13 protein-coding genes are annotated in these 16,615 nt (G+C 70.9%); 8 read left to right on the plus strand and 5 right to left on the minus strand.

Annotated elements, in window-relative coordinates:
• Window positions 1-236: 236 nt before the first annotated feature.
• Window positions 237-500 carry a WhiB family transcriptional regulator gene (locus ACWD0Y_RS10200; RefSeq protein WP_028810740.1) on the minus strand — a complete coding sequence of 88 codons (264 nt, stop codon included), beginning with the start codon at window positions 498-500 and terminating at the stop codon, window positions 237-239.
• Between the two features lie 671 nt (window positions 501-1,171).
• Here ACWD0Y_RS10200 and ACWD0Y_RS10205 point away from each other — a divergent pair.
• From ACWD0Y_RS10205 to ACWD0Y_RS10215, 3 genes are all read left to right on the plus strand, one after another.
• Window positions 1,172-1,690, plus strand: coding sequence for a cysteine dioxygenase (locus ACWD0Y_RS10205; RefSeq protein WP_450259924.1), 519 nt, complete (start codon window positions 1,172-1,174; stop codon window positions 1,688-1,690).
• A 13-nt stretch (window positions 1,691-1,703) separates the two neighbouring features.
• Window positions 1,704-2,660 carry a 2-phospho-L-lactate transferase gene (gene cofD, locus ACWD0Y_RS10210; RefSeq protein WP_093800575.1) on the plus strand — a complete coding sequence of 319 codons (957 nt, stop codon included), beginning with the start codon at window positions 1,704-1,706 and terminating at the stop codon, window positions 2,658-2,660.
• A gap of 71 nt (window positions 2,661-2,731) precedes the next feature.
• Window positions 2,732-4,018 carry a coenzyme F420-0:L-glutamate ligase gene (locus ACWD0Y_RS10215; RefSeq protein ID WP_450259996.1) on the plus strand — a complete coding sequence of 429 codons (1,287 nt, stop codon included), beginning with the start codon at window positions 2,732-2,734 and terminating at the stop codon, window positions 4,016-4,018.
• A gap of 244 nt (window positions 4,019-4,262) precedes the next feature.
• Here the strand turns inward: ACWD0Y_RS10215 and ACWD0Y_RS10220 are convergent, their stop codons facing one another.
• The 3 genes from ACWD0Y_RS10220 to ACWD0Y_RS10230 form a co-directional block, all read right to left on the minus strand.
• On the minus strand, window positions 4,263-5,195 hold the full coding sequence (locus tag ACWD0Y_RS10220) for a DNA-3-methyladenine glycosylase family protein (RefSeq protein ID WP_450259925.1): 933 nt from the start codon (window positions 5,193-5,195) through the stop codon (window positions 4,263-4,265).
• A 69-nt stretch (window positions 5,196-5,264) separates the two neighbouring features.
• On the minus strand, window positions 5,265-6,347 hold the full coding sequence (locus tag ACWD0Y_RS10225; protein WP_450259926.1) for a sugar phosphate nucleotidyltransferase: 1,083 nt from the start codon (window positions 6,345-6,347) through the stop codon (window positions 5,265-5,267).
• 85 nt (window positions 6,348-6,432) lie between these two features.
• Window positions 6,433-7,809, minus strand: coding sequence for a peptidoglycan recognition protein family protein (locus ACWD0Y_RS10230; RefSeq protein ID WP_450259927.1), 1,377 nt, complete (start codon window positions 7,807-7,809; stop codon window positions 6,433-6,435).
• Between the two features lie 138 nt (window positions 7,810-7,947).
• On the opposite strand from ACWD0Y_RS10230, the gene ACWD0Y_RS10235 reads away from it, so the two are divergent.
• The 4 genes from ACWD0Y_RS10235 to ACWD0Y_RS10250 all read left to right on the plus strand — a co-directional run bounded on the left by ACWD0Y_RS10235 (window position 7,948) and on the right by ACWD0Y_RS10250 (window position 13,850).
• Window positions 7,948-8,712, plus strand: a complete 765-nt coding sequence (locus ACWD0Y_RS10235; RefSeq protein ID WP_450259928.1) for a TIGR03089 family protein — start codon at window positions 7,948-7,950, stop codon at window positions 8,710-8,712.
• A gap of 164 nt (window positions 8,713-8,876) precedes the next feature.
• On the plus strand, window positions 8,877-10,133 hold the full coding sequence (locus ACWD0Y_RS10240) for an LCP family glycopolymer transferase (protein WP_450259929.1): 1,257 nt from the start codon (window positions 8,877-8,879) through the stop codon (window positions 10,131-10,133).
• Between the two features lie 217 nt (window positions 10,134-10,350).
• On the plus strand, window positions 10,351-12,126 hold the full coding sequence (locus ACWD0Y_RS10245) for an LCP family protein (RefSeq protein WP_450259930.1): 1,776 nt from the start codon (window positions 10,351-10,353) through the stop codon (window positions 12,124-12,126).
• 50 nt (window positions 12,127-12,176) lie between these two features.
• The gene (locus tag ACWD0Y_RS10250; protein ID WP_450259931.1) at window positions 12,177-13,850 is read left to right on the plus strand and encodes an LCP family protein; all 1,674 of its coding nucleotides are present in this window, start codon (window positions 12,177-12,179) and stop codon (window positions 13,848-13,850) included.
• Between the two features lie 135 nt (window positions 13,851-13,985).
• Here the strand turns inward: ACWD0Y_RS10250 and ACWD0Y_RS10255 are convergent, their stop codons facing one another.
• The gene (locus ACWD0Y_RS10255; RefSeq protein ID WP_450259932.1) at window positions 13,986-15,002 is read right to left on the minus strand and encodes a glycosyltransferase family 2 protein; all 1,017 of its coding nucleotides are present in this window, start codon (window positions 15,000-15,002) and stop codon (window positions 13,986-13,988) included.
• 132 nt (window positions 15,003-15,134) lie between these two features.
• Here ACWD0Y_RS10255 and ACWD0Y_RS10260 point away from each other — a divergent pair, with 132 nt between their 5' ends.
• Window positions 15,135-16,577: an LCP family protein gene (locus tag ACWD0Y_RS10260; protein WP_450259933.1), complete on the plus strand. Its 1,443-nt coding sequence runs from the start codon at window positions 15,135-15,137 to the stop codon at window positions 16,575-16,577.
• Window positions 16,578-16,615 lie beyond the last annotated feature (38 nt).

Raw genomic sequence — 16,615 nt, forward strand, 5'->3', positions numbered from 1 at the left:
TCCGGCCGGGGTCCGGGGGTCGCCCCCCGGAAGGCTGCTGTCTGACTGCGCGGACGCGCGCGCCCCGCGGGTGCGTTGATGCGTCTCGGACAGCGCCCCACACTAACGGCTGGGCAACGCAACGGTCCGCCGCCTGCGGCCGGGGGCCGGGCGACGGACCGGTGGATACGTACAAGCTTGTGACATTTGGTCAATAAGGCGTAAGGCACGGCAGAGAACGGTGGCGGGCACAGCGGTCAGACGGCGGCCTTCTTCAGTCGTCGGCGTTCACGCTCGGACAGTCCGCCCCAGATGCCGAACCGTTCATCATTTGAAAGCGCGTACTCAAGGCATTCGGAGCGGACCTCACAGGCGAGGCAGACCTTCTTGGCCTCGCGGGTGGAACCGCCCTTCTCGGGAAAGAAGGACTCGGGGTCGGTCTGGGCGCACAGGGCACGCTCCTGCCAGCCAATTTCCTCGTCCGCGTCCTCGACCAGCAGTTGCTGGAACAGCTCGGTCATGTGCGCCCCTCGTCTGTCTTTTGCTTCCCCGTGATGTAGTCGTTGCCGTTTTCGGCCGAACGACACGAGTGAAATTACAAGTGTGCGGATCCGAGGCAGTCAAGCCGAGATCTGCTATTGAGCCGGTTATTCACTCTGCGGAACCAAAGCTATGCGGAAAGTGTTCAAATCGCTAAAAACCGCGACACATGCCACCGGCCCACTCCTGCCCCCTCATCCGAGGGAGATGCAGCAAGGTTCGATCTTGTTGCGGCCGGCCCGCGGAAGCGATCCGGATCACAGTCCGGCCACAACGTCTCGACGACGTTTGCCCGCGCGGTTGATGCGCCACTTCTCCGCCCCGCGAGCCGCACAAACCTTTCTCCACATCCATTAACCGGATGAGGTGAAACATTCCCCCCAAATCGGTCATCGGGTTGACAGCGGGTGAGCGAGCCGGTCTTCTTGAACGTATGCCAGCGACCGCAGTGCTCCCCCGGACCCACACCCGTGGGTTCCGTTGCGCTGTCCAGGCCCGCTGTTGCTGTTCCAGCTGTTGAAGCCGCCGCGCTCCAGCTCACTCTCCGTAACACCCGCTCCACCTGTCGTGTGACGACTCGCGCCATCTCCCGTCGCACCGCCTCTTCTCTCCTTGCGACACCCCAGCACTCATGCCGAGGAACCCCCGCACCATGAACAGCGACAGCGACCTCCAGATCGCCGGCGACATCCTCGCCGTCCAGCACCTCCTCCAGCCCGCCCGTGAGCACCCGGCCACCGTCGCCGAGTTCGCCGGACTCGCCCGCTCCATCGCCGCCGACCGCGCCCAGTGGGAGCACCTCGTCGCGTACGACACCACCACCCGCTGGTACCACCGGCTGCGCACCGGACCCGGATACGAGGTCTGGCTGCTCAGCTGGGTGCCCGGACAGGGCAGTGGTATGCATGACCACGGCCTCTCGTCCGGCGTACTGACCGTTCTCGACGGCGAGTTGACCGAGCGGGCGGGGCGGGCGGGGCGCACGCTGGGGGCGGGCGCGCAGCGGGTGTTCGCGCCCGGGTACGTCCACGAGGTCACCAACGACTCGCTGGAGCCGGCGGTCAGCCTGCACGTCTACTTCCCCGGACTCACCGAGATGCCGATGCGTCCGGCACAGTCGGACCAGTCGGCCCAGTGCTCCCCGGCGGCTCAGGATGCCGTTCCCGCCTGACAGACTGCTGTGCATGCGCATTGTGGTTCTGGCAGGCGGTATCGGTGGCGCTCGCTTCCTCCGCGGCCTCAAGTCGGCCGCGCCTGACGCGGACATCACCGTCATCGGCAACACCGGTGACGACATCCATCTGTTCGGGCTCAAGGTCTGCCCCGACCTGGACACCGTGATGTACACCCTCGGCGGTGGCATCAACGAGGAGCAGGGCTGGGGGCGGGCGGACGAGACCTTCCAGGTGAAGAGCGAGCTCGCGGCGTACGGCGTGGGGCCCGAGTGGTTCGGGCTCGGCGACCGTGACTTCGCGACGCACATCGTCCGTACGCAGATGCTCGGCGCGGGCTATCCGCTGAGCGCCGTGACGGAAGCGCTGTGCGAGCGGTGGCAGCCGGGGGTGCGGCTGCTGCCCATGTCCGACGACCGGATCGAGACGCATGTCGCCGTCGAGGTGGACGGGGAGCGGAAGGCCGTCCACTTCCAGGAGTACTGGGTGAAGCTGCGCGCGTCGGTGGACGCGCAGGCCGTCGTGCCGGTGGGCGCGGAGCAGGCGAAGCCGGCGCCGGGGGTTCTGGAGGCCATCGGCGAGGCCGACGTCATTCTCTTTCCGCCGTCCAACCCTGTGGTGAGTATCGGGACCATCCTGGCTGTGCCCGGTGTCCGTGAGGCGATCGCCGACGCGGGGGTGCCTGTGGTCGGGCTCTCGCCGATCGTCGGGGACGCGCCCGTGCGGGGCATGGCCGACAAGATGCTGGCCGCGGTGGGTGTCGAGTCGACCGCTGCCGCTGTCGCCCGGCATTACGGGTCCGGGCTGCTCGACGGGTGGCTCGTCGACACGGTGGACGCGGGCACGGTCGAGGACGTGGAGAGCGCGGGGATCCGGTGCCGGGCCGTTCCGCTGATGATGACCGGTGTCGAGGCCACGGCCGCGATGGCCCGGGAGGCGCTGGAGCTGGCCGAGGAGGTACGGGCGTGAGTGCGCCGGGGCCCGGAGGCGGTTCCGGGGCCGGGGCCGGGGCCGGTTCCGGGGCGGCCCCGGCCTGCCGGGTGTGGGCGCCGGCCGGGATTCCGGAGGTGCGGGCCGGGGACGACCTCGCCAAGCTGATCGCGGACGCGGAACCCGGGCTCGTCGACGGCGACGTCCTGCTCGTCACTTCGAAGATCGTCAGCAAGGCGGAGGGCCGCGTCGTGGAGGCGGCCGACCGCGAGGCGGCGATCGACGCCGAGACCGTACGGGTGGTCGCGCGGCGCGGCGCGCTCCGTATCGTCGAGAACCGGCAGGGGCTCGTCATGGCCGCGGCCGGTGTCGACGCGTCCAACACGGCGGCCGGGACCGTGCTGTTGCTGCCCGAGGATCCGGACGCTTCGGCGCGGCTGATCCGGGACGGGCTGCGGGACACGCTCGGAGTGGACGTGGGTGTCGTCGTTACGGACACCTTCGGGCGGCCCTGGCGCACCGGCCTGACGGATGTCGCGATCGGGGCCGCCGGGGTCCGGGTGCTGGACGACCTGCGGGGCGGGACCGACACGTACGGCAATCCGCTGAACGTGACGGTCGTCGCCGTCGGGGACGAACTCGCGGCGGCGGGCGATCTGGTGAAGGGGAAGGCGGAGGGGCTGCCGGTCGCGGTGGTGCGGGGGCTCTCGCATCTGACCGGCGAGGGCTCCGGCGGTGACGGTGGCGGGCGGGCTCTGGTCCGGGCGGCGGCCGACGACATGTTCCGGCTCGGGACGTCGGAGGCGGTGCGGGAAGCGGTGACGCTGCGGCGTACGGTCCGGGACTTCACCGACGAACCCGTGGATCCGGGCGCGGTGCGCCGCGCGGTCGCGGCGGCTGTGACGGCGCCCGCGCCGCACCATACGACGCCCTGGCGCTTCGTGCTGGTCGAGTCGGAGACGGCACGGGTGGCTCTGCTCGACGCGATGCGGGACGCGTGGGTCGCGGACCTGCGGGCCGACGGGAAGTCGGAGGAGTCCGTCGCCAAGCGGGTGCGGCGGGGGGACGTGCTGCGCAGGGCGCCGTATCTGGTGGTGCCGTGCCTGGTGACGGACGGCGCGCACGTGTACGGGGACGCGCGTCGCGACGCGGCGGAGCGGGAGATGTTCGTGGTCGCGGCCGGCGCGGGTGTGCAGAACTTCCTGGTGGCGCTGGCGGGCGAACGGCTGGGGTCGGCGTGGGTTTCGTCGACGATGTTCTGCCGTGAGGTGGTGCGGGACGTGCTGGGGCTGCCGGAGGACTGGGACCCGATGGGCGCGGTCGCGGTGGGCCATGCCGCGGCCCCGCCGAAGGAGCGGGCGGCGCGGGACGCGGCGGCGTTCGTCGAGGTGCGCTGAGGCGGGCCGGCGCGGGCGCGGGGGCAGAGCGGTGCGTGAGGCAGCGCGGGGGTCTTGGGGCCGGTGCCCCGGGGCGTCTCCTCGGGCGCCGGACGGCGAGGGTGGTGGGTCGTCCGGGTGTGTTGTGTTCGACGCCCTGCGGGGAGCGCCACGGTGCCGCCCCTCCCGGCACCGTGGCGCGTGAGGCGAGGCGGTCGCGTGGCCTTGGGGGCGGTGCCGTGTCGTGCGCGGGGCGGGGTGCTGGTCAGAGGCGGGCTATGTCGCGCGGGGCCATGCGGGGGGCCCGGCGGGGCGGGGTCCGGCCGGAGAGAAGGATCAGACGGGTAGCCCGGTGGCGCTGGCCCGCGTACGGCGCCAGGAGTTCGAGCATGACCGCGTCGTCCGCGTCGCGGTTGCCCGCCAGGGCGTAGCCGACCGTACCCGGCAGGTGGAGGTCGCCGACCGTCACCGCGTCGGGGGCTCCGTTGCTGCGTTGCAGGGTTTCCGCCGCCGTCCAGGGGCCGATGCCCGGGACGAGCCGCAGGCGGGCCGCGGCGTCCTCCGGTGACATGGCCGCGGCCTCCTCCAGGCGGCCCGCCACGCGTACCGCCCGCAGGATCGTCGAGGAGCGTTTGCTGTCGACGCCCGCGCGGTGCCACTCCCAGGAGGGGATCAGCGACCAGGTGCGGGGGGCGGGCATGACGTGCATGCCCTTTGCCGGGCCCGGGGCCGGTTCGCCGTACTTGCGGAGCAGCAGGCGCCACGCCCGGTACGCCTCGTCCGTGGTGACCTTCTGCTCCAGGACGGAGGGGATCAGCGATGCGAGGACCAGGCCGGTGCGGCCGAGGCGCAGGCCGGGGCGGCGGCGCTGCGTCTCGGCGAGAAGGCGGTGGCGCGGCACGAAGGCGGACGGGTCGTCGGACGCTCCGAGGAGGGAGGGGAGCCGGTCCAGGAGCCAGTCCGCTCCCTGGCCCCAGGCTGTCGCCTCCACCTCGCCGTGGCGTGCGGCGAGGTGGAGGGTGCCGGGGCCCGCGGGCGTCCTGCTGGTGTGCCAGAAGGAGCCGTCGGGGGTTGCGCGGAAGGCGGGGTCGGCCGGTCCGCGCCGCAGCGGACCGAGCACCAGTCCGAGGTCCAGTTGCCCCGGTGGTGTCCACGTGCGGGTGGTCCCCGCGGTGGTGGGGGCGGCTCGGCCTGACATGGGGGTCCTCGGGTCCGGGATGGACTTCGAGCCTACGGGCATCGGGGTCCCGGACCCAATGGACCGGCGTTACTGGTCCGACGAGAAACGGAGCGAGCCGTCGGGGAGGGACGCGCCGCACCACACCCGTACGCCCTCGCGCAGCTCGTTGTCCGCCCCCACCGTCGCGCCGTCGCCGATCACCGCGCCGGAGACGACCGTACGGGCGCCTATCCTGGCGCCCGCGCCGACGAGGGAGTCGGTGATCACCGCGCCCGGCTCGATCACGGAGTGGGGCAGAAGGGCGCTGCCGTCGATGCGGGCGCCCTCGCCGACCACCGCGCCCTCCCCCACGACCGTGCCGCCGGTCAGCTTCGCGTCCGTGGCGACGGAGGCGGTCGGCAGGACCAGGCGGTCTCCGCAGCGGCCCGGCACGGCCGGGGACGGGGCGCGGCCCATGACCAGGTCGGCGGAGCCGCGGACGAAGGCCTGCGGGGTGCCCAGGTCCAGCCAGTACGTCGAGTCGACCATGCCCTGGAGGTGCGCTCCGGAGGAGAGGAGGTCGGGGAAGGTCTCGCGCTCCACGGAGACGGGGCGGCCCGTGGGGATCGTGTCGATGACCGAGCGGCGGAAGACGTACGCGCCCGCGTTGATCTGGTCGGTGACGATCTCCTCGGGGGTCTGGGGCTTCTCCAGGAACGCCGTCACCCGGCCCGTGGAGTCGGTGGGGACCAGGCCGAAGGCCCTGGGGTCCTCGACCCGGGTGAGGTGCAGCGAGACGTCCGCGCCCGAGGCGGTGTGGGTGGAGACGAGGGCGCCGATGTCGAGGCCCGTGAGGATGTCGCCGTTGAAGATCAGGACCGGGTCGTCGGGGGCCGAGCGGAGGCGCGAGGCCACGTTGCGGATGGCGCCGCCGGTGCCGAGCGGTTCTTCCTCGGTGACGTACTCCAGGTGCAGGCCGAGGTCGGATCCGTCGCCGAAGTACGGTTCGAAGACCTCGGCGAGGTACGAGGTCGCGAGGACGATGTGTTCGACTCCGGCCGCCCGGGCGCGGGCCAGCTGGTGGGTGAGGAAGGGCACGCCCGCCGCCGGGACCATCGGCTTCGGTGTGTGCACGGTGAGCGGGCGCAACCGGGTGCCCTTGCCGCCGACCAGGAGGATCGCTTCAGTCACCTTGTCGTCTCTGCTTCCTGCTGGGGCCGGCCGGGGTACGGGCAGGCCAGTGTATGCAGACCGTTCGATGTACCCCGGGCGGCGGTCAGCGTCCCTGGAGACGGGCCGAGGCGGTCCGGGTCGCGCCGAGCTTGCTGTAGAGGCGGCTTCCGGGGCAGTCGGTCACGTACCCGTCCCGGTGTCCGGAGATGACGTTGAGCTTGACGTTGGTGCCTTTCTTGTAGCGGTTTCCGCCACCGGACTTGAGCGTGGTCTTCGCGCGCGGATCCGCGCCGTACAGGCCGAGCTTCCAGGCCGTGAGGCGGGCAACCGCGTTCACGACGGCGGTGGGTGGTTTCGACTTGCTGTACGTCCCGAGGACGGCGATGCCCGTGCTGTTGGTGTTGAAACCGAGAGTGTGCGCCCCCAGGACCGGCTTGGCCACACCCCCGGCCCGGCCTTCGTAGATGTTTCCGCACTTGTCGATGGCGAAGTTGTAGCCGAAGTCGCGCCAGCCGCTGCTCTTGACGTGGTAGCGGTAGATACTGCGCAGAACTGAGGGCGCTTGCGAGCAGGTGTAGTTGTTCCCGGTCGCGCTGTGGTGCACGAAGGCCGCCTTGACGCGCTTGGTGTAGACGAAGCTGCGCTCGCGGAGCTTCTCGTCCGCGCCCCACCCCTTGCGCGTGACGATGCGCGGGCGCGGTCCGATGTGCGGCTTCGATCCGAGGAAGGCGACTTCCTCTTCCGTCTCCGCCCGGCTCAGGGCGGGCACTTCGGCGGCACCGAGCGGTGCGAGGTCTGCGTTGACCGCGGAGCTGGCGGCTTCCTCGGCGGACAGGACGACGGTGGTGGTGGTCCGGGGGTCGTCGACGGCGTCGGTCTCGGCTTCGGTGTTGGTGGTGGTGTCGTCGTCGCGGGAGCCGGCCGGGGGGTCGTCGCCGGGGTCGACCAGTTCGAGGCGCAGGCCGGCCGGGAGCGGAGTGGGGGTGGCGGCGCGTACGCCGTCGGCCTCCTCGGGGTGTACCCGCACCTCCACACCGTCGCTGTCGCCGACCCACAGGGGCGCGGTCGAGCCGCGGACCTTCCCCGCCTCGCGCTCCGCCGTACCCAAGTCGGCGGCGTGGTCGTGGTTGTGGGTCTCGACGTCCTGCCAGCCGGACCAGCCGGCTGCCCCGGTGGCGCGGGTACGGACCTGGACCGTGCCGTGGAGTTCGGCTTCGGCGTCGTCCCAGACGACCCCGACCAGCGAGAACGGTCTGACGTGGCGGGGTGGCAGGCCGCGCGGGGCGGTGCCTGCGGCCCGGTCGGTCCCGGGGCCCTCCGGCACCAGTGGTGCGAGGGGCAGCGACTGGGTGGAGCCGGGTGGCGCGGGGGCGGGTTCGGCGGCGGGGGCGGTCGTGGCGGGGGCGGCCACGGCGCCGGTGGGCAGGACCAGAGCGGCGGCGCACGCGACTCCGATCGCGGAAGCAAGGAATGCACGCATGGTGTAGATCTTGTGCATAACCATATAAATATGTCCATTTGAGGATTTGACGGCTCATCGGTCCGACGGGGTGCGGCCGGCCGCGCCCGCGCCCGGGCTCCACGGCGTCCGGGCGCGGGCGCGGCGTACTCTTGCGCGGTGAACGCCACCGATCGCACCCCCGCCGACCTGCTGCGATCCGCGCTCGCCGCGGATCCGGCCCGCCCCCTGGTCACCTTCTACGACGACGCCACGGGCGAGCGCGTGGAACTGTCCGTCGCCACCTTCGCCAATTGGGTGGCCAAGACCGCCAATCTGCTCCAGGGCGACCTCGCCGCGGCCCCGGGCGACCGGCTCGCGCTGCTGCTGCCCGCGCACTGGCAGACTGCGGTCTGGCTCCTCGCCTGCTCCTCGGTCGGCGTGGTCGCCGACGTCGGCGGCGACCCGGCCGACGCCGATGTCGTGGTGACGGGACCCGACACGCTGGAGGAGGCGCGGGCCTGCGGCGGGGAGCGCGTGGCGCTCGCCCTGCGCCCCTTGGGCGGCCGCTTCCCGCAGCCGCCCGCCGGGTTCGCGGACTACGCCGTCGAGGTGCCGGGGCAGGGGGACCGTTTCGCGCCGTACGCCCCCGTCGACCCGGACGGGCCCGCCCTGCGGGTCGACGGTACGGAACTGACGGCCGCGGAGGTGGTCGACCGGGCGCGCGCCGACGCGAAGACCCTCGGGCCCGGCCCCGGGGCGCGGCTGCTGTCGGGGCTGGCGTACGACACCTGGGAGGGACTGTCCTCGGGGCTGTTCGCACCGCTCGCCTCCGGCGGTTCCGTGGTGCTGTGCCGGCATCTCGGGCAGCTCTCCGAGGAGGGCCTCGCCCAGCGGGTCGAGAGCGAGCGGGTCACCAACACGGCGGTACGACAAGCACCCTGAGGGCCACTCGTCCGGCCCACCGGCTGCCGAGCCCCCGGGGCGGAGCGCCGGCTCCGGTGGATGATCGACGGTACGCACCGCACAACCAAGCGCGAGGTTCAGCCGTCTATCCCTGCGACCGGCGGCCCAGCGCGCCGCCGACTCCGTGAAGGATGGACGCAGACGTGACCGACAGTGCTGGCACGCCCTCCGAACCGGACAGCCCGGCCGGGGGCGAGGCCGAGGACCGGGCCACGGAAGGTGCGGACGGGGGCGCGGACGAGGAGACCGGGGCCGGCGCCAACCGCAGGCGGCGCTGGCTCCATTGGACCGCTCTCGGCGTCTCCTTCCTCCTCCTCGTCGCGGCCGGCGCCGGCTGGTGGATCTACCGGAAGCTCGACGACAACATCACCACGGACACCGGCGCCGCCGCCGAGCTGGAGACGTACGAGAAGGAACGCCCCGCGTCCATCGCGCTGGACGCCCAGAACATCCTGCTCATCGGGTCCGACACCCGCTCCGGCAAGGACAACCGCAAGTACGGTCCGGACGAGGGCACCCAGCGCTCCGACACGACGATCCTGCTGCACCTCGCCGCGGACCGCGGGAGCGCGACAGCCGTCTCGCTGCCGCGCGACCTGATGGTGGACGTCCCCAGCTGCCGCAAGCCCGACGGCACCCGCACGGAGAAGCGGTTCGCGCAGTTCAACTCGGCGTTCGAGCTCGGTGGTACGGCGTGCACGATCCGTACGGTCGAGCGGCTCACCGGCATCCGCATGGACCACCACATGGTGATCGACTTCGCGGGGTTCAAGGGGATGGTCGACGCGGTGGACGGCGTCGAGATCTGCGTCAAGGAACCCATCGACGACGACGCCGCCCTCCTCCGGCTGGACAAGGGCCTCCAGAAGCTCGACGGCGAGCAGGCCCTCGGCTACGTACGGGCCCGCAAAACCGTCGGCGACGGCAGCGACACCGAACGCATGGACCGCCAGCAGAAGTTCCTGGGCGCGCTGGTGAACAAGGTGCAGAGCAACGGCGTACTGCTCAATCCGACCAGGCTCTACCCGGTGCTGGACGCGGCGACGAAGTCCCTCACCACCGATCCCGGGCTCGACTCGCTCAGGGATCTGTACGACCTGGTGCGCGGCATGCGGGACATTCCGACCGAGCGGGTGCAGTTCCTGACCGTGCCGCGCCGGCCGTACACGTACGACCCCAATCGCGACGAGCTCGTCCAGCCGGACGCCGGCCGTCTGTTCAAGCGGCTGCGTGAGGACGCGCCCGTCTCGGTCGTGCCGGCGGGCGCGGAGAAGGGGGACAAGGAAGGCGGAGCCCCCGCCGGGAAGAACGACGGGAAGCCGGACGGCCCGGATTCCTCCGGACCGGCTCCGGCACCCACTTTCACCGGGAGCAATGCCGCCGTCGGCACGTGCGAGTAAAGCCATACCCAAGGCATGACCAGCAACAGAACAGATTGGGCGTATTGCCCAGTTGTAAGGGGCGTGGAATTTGTCACGGACGTCGCTGCGCGCTGAACTGGGCAGATAGTGTGACGCGATCCGGTGCTTCCGGCCCTGAGGTCGCACTGCTGGAATGAACGACCGGGTGCCTGGGGGAGGCGCCTCGTGTCGCACCCGACGGAGGACTCAAGCAACCGTGGATGCGCAAAACCGTGGGCGGGCGGAAGAAATCGATCCCGCAGACCAGTGGGTGCTCAACCCGGAGACCGGTCATTACGAATTGCGACTGGAGCGACCCGCTGAGCAATCGCCCGCGGCGCCCCGGACCCGGAAAGCCCCGTCGAGAGCACAGGCCCGTGAGCGGACCGCCGCGCCCCGGCGCGAGGTCCCGGCGCAGCGCAGCCGGCGGGCCGCGAACGGCTCGCGCGGTGCGAACGGCTCGCGCGGTGCGGGGGGTTCGGGCGGTTCACGCGACTCCGGCGGCGAAGGGTCCGCCCCGCAGGCCGGCCGCCGCAAGCGCAAGGCGAAGAAGTCCGGCAAGAAGAAGGTGCTGCTGTGGACCGGCGGCGTCATGGGCTTCGTGCTCGTCGGCGTCTCGGCCGGCGCCTACGTCGTGTACGACCGCCTCAACGGGAACATCAGCTCGGTCGACGTGGGTGACGCGGCCAACGGCGGCAGCCTGAAGGACGGGCCGATCAACATTCTGATCATCGGCACGGACATCCGGACCGGCGAGGGCAACGAAGACTACGGAGACCGGCAGAACACCACCGGCCACGCCGACACGACGTTCCTCTTCCACGTCTCCGAGGACCGCACCAACGCGACCGCGCTGAGCATCCCCCGGGACCTCAAGACGGACATTCCCGACTGCCTCACCAAACAGCCGGACGGCACGGACAAGGTCATTCCGGGCAAGAAGTACACGAAGTTCAACGAGAGCTTCGGAGTGAGCGGCCGGGACCCGGGGTGCACCATGCGCACGGTCTCGGCGATCACCGGGCTCCCGATCCACCACTTCATGATGGCCGACTTCAACGCGGTCAAGACGCTGACCACGGCGATCGGCGGCGTGGACGTCTGCCTGTCGAAGCCCATCAAGGACGACAACTACTCCAAGCTCGACCTGCCGGCCGGAAACCACAGCATCGAGGGTGAGGAGGCGCTCGCCTTCGTCCGGAACCGGCACGGCCTCGGCAACGAGAGCGACCTCGACCGGATCAAGATGCAGCAGCAGTTCATCGCCTCGATGATCCGCAAGATGAAGGAAGACACCCTCGGCAGCCCGAAGAGGATGCTCGACCTCGCGGACGCGGCGACCAAGGCGCTCACCGTGAACAAGGAGATCGCCGGCATTCCCGAACTGACCGGCCTCGCCAAGGAACTCGGCAAGATCAACCTCAAGAACATCACTTTCATGACGATCCCTGTGATCGACAATCCCGCCGAGGCCGTCAAGGCGACCGTTGTCGTGGACCCCGTCAAGGCTCCGGAGGTCTTCAGCGCACTGCAGAACGACATCTCCTTCACCGAGGTGAAGGAGAAGGAGAAGGCCGCCAAGAGCAAGCAGGCGGCCCTGCTCAAGGGCGCGCGGGCCCAGGCGTCCGAGGTACGTGTCGACGTCTACAACGGCAGCGACACCCCCGGGGCCGCGCAGAGGACCCTCAACTGGCTGCAGGTCCAGAAGGGCGTGCTCAAGTCCACGAACAAGAGCAACGCCCCGAAGAAGATCGCCAAGACCACTCTCGAGTACGCGCCGAACCAGGCCGACCAGGCGCGCAAGCTCGCGGACCTGATGGGCCTGCCCGCCGGGGCGCTCAAGAAGGGCACCGAGGACGCCGGGGAGATGCAGCCGATGGTCCTGACCCTGGGTGCCGACTTCAAGGGCGAAGGGGTGCCCATCACCGGCCCGGTGAAGCCGCCCGAGAACGTCGACAAGGTCGAAGCAGACAAGAAGATCTGCGCCAAGTGAAACCGGGTCACCGGATGATGCGGCGCGCCTGAACAGCAGGGGGGCCAGGGGTGGGACAGAACAGCGTGCGCGGGGCGGGGACACGGCGAGACGCCCGGGACGCCGGTGACCGGAGTGAGGACGACAGCCCGTACGGGAGCGGGCCGGAGGGGGCCGGGGACAGAGGCGGTACGCCGCCGGATCCGGTGAGCACGGCCGCCGCCGGCACGGGACCGCCCCGGCGGCGCGGCAGCGGCAAGCGGCGGATACTGCGCTGGGGCGCCTCCGTGCTGTCCCTGCTGATACTCGGCACGGCCGGCGCCGGATACCTCTACTACCGTCACCTCAACAACAACCTGCAGCGGGAAAAACTGAATCTCGGCGACCAGCCGATGGCCGAGCACAAGGCCAACGCCGCAGGCCAGACCCCGCTCAACATTCTGCTCATCGGCTCGGACGCGCGTAACTCCGACGAGAACAAGCGGCTCGGCGGCGCCCGGAGCACCTTCGACAGCACGCCGCTCGCCGACGTGCAGATGCTGGTGCACGTCTCCGCCGACCGCAGCAACATCTCGGTGATCAGCATGCCGCGCGACACACTGCTGAAGATGCCCCAGTGCACGGACCCGGAAACCGGCGAGGTCTACCCGGAGACGACGCGGCCGAGGATGACCAACGAGAGCCTCGGACGCGGCGGTCCGGGGTGCACGGTCGCCACCTGGCACATGCTGACCGGCATCACCATCGACCACTTCATGATGATCGACTTCTCCGGTGTGGTCTCCATGGCGGACGCCATCGGCGGCGTTCCCGTCTGCGTCAGCGACAACGTCCGCTCCCGCAACAGCAAGGGAGAGGGCTCGGGCCTGGAGCTGAAGAAGGGCACGACCTACATCAAGGGCGAGAAGGCCCTCCAGTGGCTGCGCACCCGTTACGGCTTCGAGGACGGCACCGACCTCGCCCGCGCCCACGGCCAGCACATGTACATGAACTCGATGGTCCGCGAGCTCAAGAAGACCGAGCTCAGCGACCCGAACAAACTGCGCAAGCTCGCCGAGGCCGCCACCCGGGCGCTCGTCGTCGACGAAGAGCTGGACACCGTCAAGAAGCTGTACGACCTGGGCGAGGAGCTCAAGAAGGTCCCGGCGGCCGGGATCACCATGACCACCATGCCGTCGGTGCCGGAGGGCAGCAGGGTCCTTCCCAAGCCGGACGAGGCCGAGCTGCTCTTCAAGATGGTCCGCGAGGACACCCCGCTGGACGGCAGGGCCTCGAAGAAGCAGAAGCCGAAGGTCTCCGAGGACCCGGCCGCGCCCGACGCGGAGATCGGCGTGATGGTGCGGAACGGCACCTACACGGCCGCTCTCGGAGCGGCGGCGGGGCGCGTCACCGAAGTCGTCGACGTCCTCACGGAGAAGGGGTTCACGCAGGCGAGGGCCGACGCCCAGCGCACCCCGCAGGAGCGGACGACGGTGTACTTCCCGAGCGTCGACCTGGAGGGTGACGCCCAGGCGGTCGCCAAGTCGCTGGGGCTGCCGGTGAGTTCGGTGAAGAGGTCCACCGATGTCTCGGGGGTCACGCTCGTCGTGGGCGCGGACTGGCGTACCGGCAGTACGTACCCCGGGTCCGCGGCGGAGGACGACGGCAAGGACAAGGAAGAGACCCTCAAGTCCGCCCGCGCGCTGAGCGGCGACGACACCGGCGCCTGCATGAAGGTGCAGCCCGGCTTCGTCTGGTCCGACTGACCCGGCCGGCCACCACGCGCGAGAGCCGTACTGGACGACACCACCCGGGCCGGGCTCCGGGGTCCGGCGCTACGGCCTGCCGGGGACCGGCCGAGTGCCGCCGGCCCGCGGCCGGCGGCACTTTCGGCGCCGTCGTCAGACCGTCGTGGCCGTGACCGCGGGGCGGCGGCTCGCGATGACCTTCTTCGCGAGCGAGCGCGGGCTCGTCAGGAAGCCGTAGCCCCACGACATGTGCATGGTCGCCAGGGCGACGGGGATCTGTGCCCGGGCCTTCAGCGACAGGCCCTTGCCGGCCGGGACCGAGCCCGCCACGATCGCGGCCAGGTAACCGGCCGGGACGACGAAGCCCCACGGCGTGAGGGCGGCGCCGACGACGGTGCCCGCGGCGATCGCGCAGACGGCGGCCGGCGGCGCGAGGTAGCGCAGGTTGATCGAACCGGCGTGGTAGCGGGCGACGACGTGGCGCCAGCGGCCGTAGTCCTTGTACTGCTTGGCGAGGGCCTTGACGGAGGGGCGGGGGCGGTACTGGACCCTCAGCTCGGGCGAGAACCAGATCAGGCCGCCCGCCTCGCGGATGCGGAAGTTCAGCTCCCAGTCCTGGGCGCGGATGAACTCCTCGTTGTAGCCGCCCTGCTGTTCGAGGGCCTCGCGCCGGAAGACGCCCAGGTACACGGTCTCGGCGGGCGCGGCCTCGCCGCCCGTGTGGAACGCCGCGTTGCCGACGCCGATCTTCGAGGTCATCGCGGCCGCGACCGCGTCCTCCCAGGCGTTCTCGCCCTCGGCGTGCATGATGCCGCCGACGTTCTGCGCGCCGGTCTCCTCCAGGAGGCGGACGGCGGTCGCGATGTAGTTCGGCGAGAGCATGCCGTGGCCGTCGACCCGTACGACGACGGGGTGCCGGGATGCCTTGATGGCGGCGTTCAGCGCCGCGGGGGTACGGCCGGTGGGGTTCGGGACGGTGCGGACGCGGGGGTCCTCGCGCACCAGCTCGGCGGCGATCTCCTCGGTGCGGTCCGAGGACGGGCCGATCGCGATCACCACCTCCATCTCGCCGTCGTACTCCTGCTCCAGGATGTGGCGGACCGAGTTGCGCAGATGCCGCTCCTCATTGAGGACCGGCATGATCACGGAGACTGCGGGTGTGGCGTTCATATCAGGGGTCACGTTACCGCGAACGGGGGACGCGGACGCGCGGCGGCCATGTCACTGCCCGGGACGTAGATCGTATGGGCTTACGTTGCTCACTTCTCCCCTCTCCCCCTCGCCTTCGCGGAGGTGTCCCACGTGCCCACGCCGCCCCCTCCACAGCCCCGCCCGCGGCAGGGCCGCGACCGGAGGCAGGACGAGCGTCCGCGGTGGCCGACGCGCCTGATCACCGCGATCTCGGTCCTGGTGCTGTGCGCCGGCGGCATCGGTCACGCCGTGGTGACCCGCATGGAGACCGGCATCGAGCGGGTCGATCCGTTCAAGGACATGAAGAACCGTCCCGTGGGGGGCCACGGCACGAACATCCTGCTCGTCGGCACCGACGGCCGCGACAGGATCACGTCCGGGGAGAAGCGGAAGTACCGGCTGGGCGGCGCGCCCTGCCACTGCACCGACACGATCATGGTGGTGCACATCTCCGCGGACAGGAAGCGCGCGAGCATCGTGAGCCTGCCGCGCGACAGCTACGCGGAGGTGCCCGGGCACACCGACCGGTCCACGGGCGAGCACCACGAGGCCCACCCCGTGAAGATCAACGCGGCGTACGCGGAGGGCGGCCCGCACCTGACGGTGCGGACCGTGGAGCACATGACGAAGGTGAAGATCGACCACTACCTGGAGCTCGACTTCACCAGCTTCATGAAGACGGTGGACGTGCTCGGCGGGGTGGAGATCTGCACGGCCCGCCCGCTCAGGGACCGCTACACCGGCCTCGACCTGCCCGCCGGCCCCCACCGGCTGAACGGCGGCCAGGCACTCCAGTACGTCCGCTCCCGGCACATCGACGGGGCGTCCGACTTCGGCCGCATGCAGCGCCAGCAGCGCTTCCTCGCCGCTCTGATCGCCAGGGCCACCGAGAGCCGCGTCCTGCTGAACCCGGTGAAGTTCCGGGAGGTGACGTCCGCGCTGCTCTCCTCCGTCCGCGCGGACAAGGGTTTCGGTACGGAGGAGATGCTCGCCCTGGGGCAGGCGATGCGCGGCTTCACACCCGCGTCGTCGGAGTTCACGTCCGTACCGGTCGCGGGCATCAACCCGCCCGTCAGGGGCATCGGCTCGACGGTGAAGTGGGACGAGGCGAAGGCGAAGAAGCTCTTCCAGGCGCTGCGCGACGACAAGCCGCTCGCTTCGCGCCTCCCGGAGAAGGAGGGGGCGTCGCTCGTCGACGTACCGCCGCGGCAGATCGCCGTGCAGGTCTACAACGGGACGTCGGTCCGGGGCCTGGGCAGGCGCGTGGACGACGCGCTGCGCTCCGCCGGGTTCAGGACCACCCGTACGCCCAGCGACGCCGAGCTGGACGACGTACGGCGCACGATCGTCATGTACGACCCGCGCTGGGACCGCTCGGCGAAGTCGCTCCAGGCCGCGCTGCCCGGGTGCGAACTGCGGGCGGTGGACGGGCAGGGCGGGCTGCTGAAGGTGATGGCGGGCACGGACTTCAAGAAGGTGCGGCCGGTACGGGCGGACGATCCGTATCAGGGCAAGCCGGCCGCGGTCACCGGCGACCAGGTGCTCTGCCCGTGACCGGCCGCGCCGGTCCTCGCACCGGTCCTCCCCGTCGG

This window comes from Streptomyces altiplanensis (genome assembly GCF_053591575.1).

What these genes read in the sequence shown, in the direction of transcription:
- ACWD0Y_RS10220 (WP_450259925.1), bottom strand. Translation starts at nt 5,195, where the DNA reads ATGTCAGGCCGAGCCGCCCCCACCACCGCGGGGACCACCCGCACGTGG.
- cofD (WP_093800575.1), top strand. Translation starts at nt 1,704, where the DNA reads ATGCGCATTGTGGTTCTGGCAGGCGGTATCGGTGGCGCTCGCTTCCTC.
- ACWD0Y_RS10205 (WP_450259924.1), top strand. Translation starts at nt 1,172, where the DNA reads ATGAACAGCGACAGCGACCTCCAGATCGCCGGCGACATCCTCGCCGTC.
- ACWD0Y_RS10255 (WP_450259932.1), bottom strand. Translation starts at nt 15,002, where the DNA reads ATGAACGCCACACCCGCAGTCTCCGTGATCATGCCGGTCCTCAATGAG.
- ACWD0Y_RS10200 (WP_028810740.1), bottom strand. Translation starts at nt 500, where the DNA reads ATGACCGAGCTGTTCCAGCAACTGCTGGTCGAGGACGCGGACGAGGAA.
- ACWD0Y_RS10230 (WP_450259927.1), bottom strand. Translation starts at nt 7,809, where the DNA reads ATGCGTGCATTCCTTGCTTCCGCGATCGGAGTCGCGTGCGCCGCCGCT.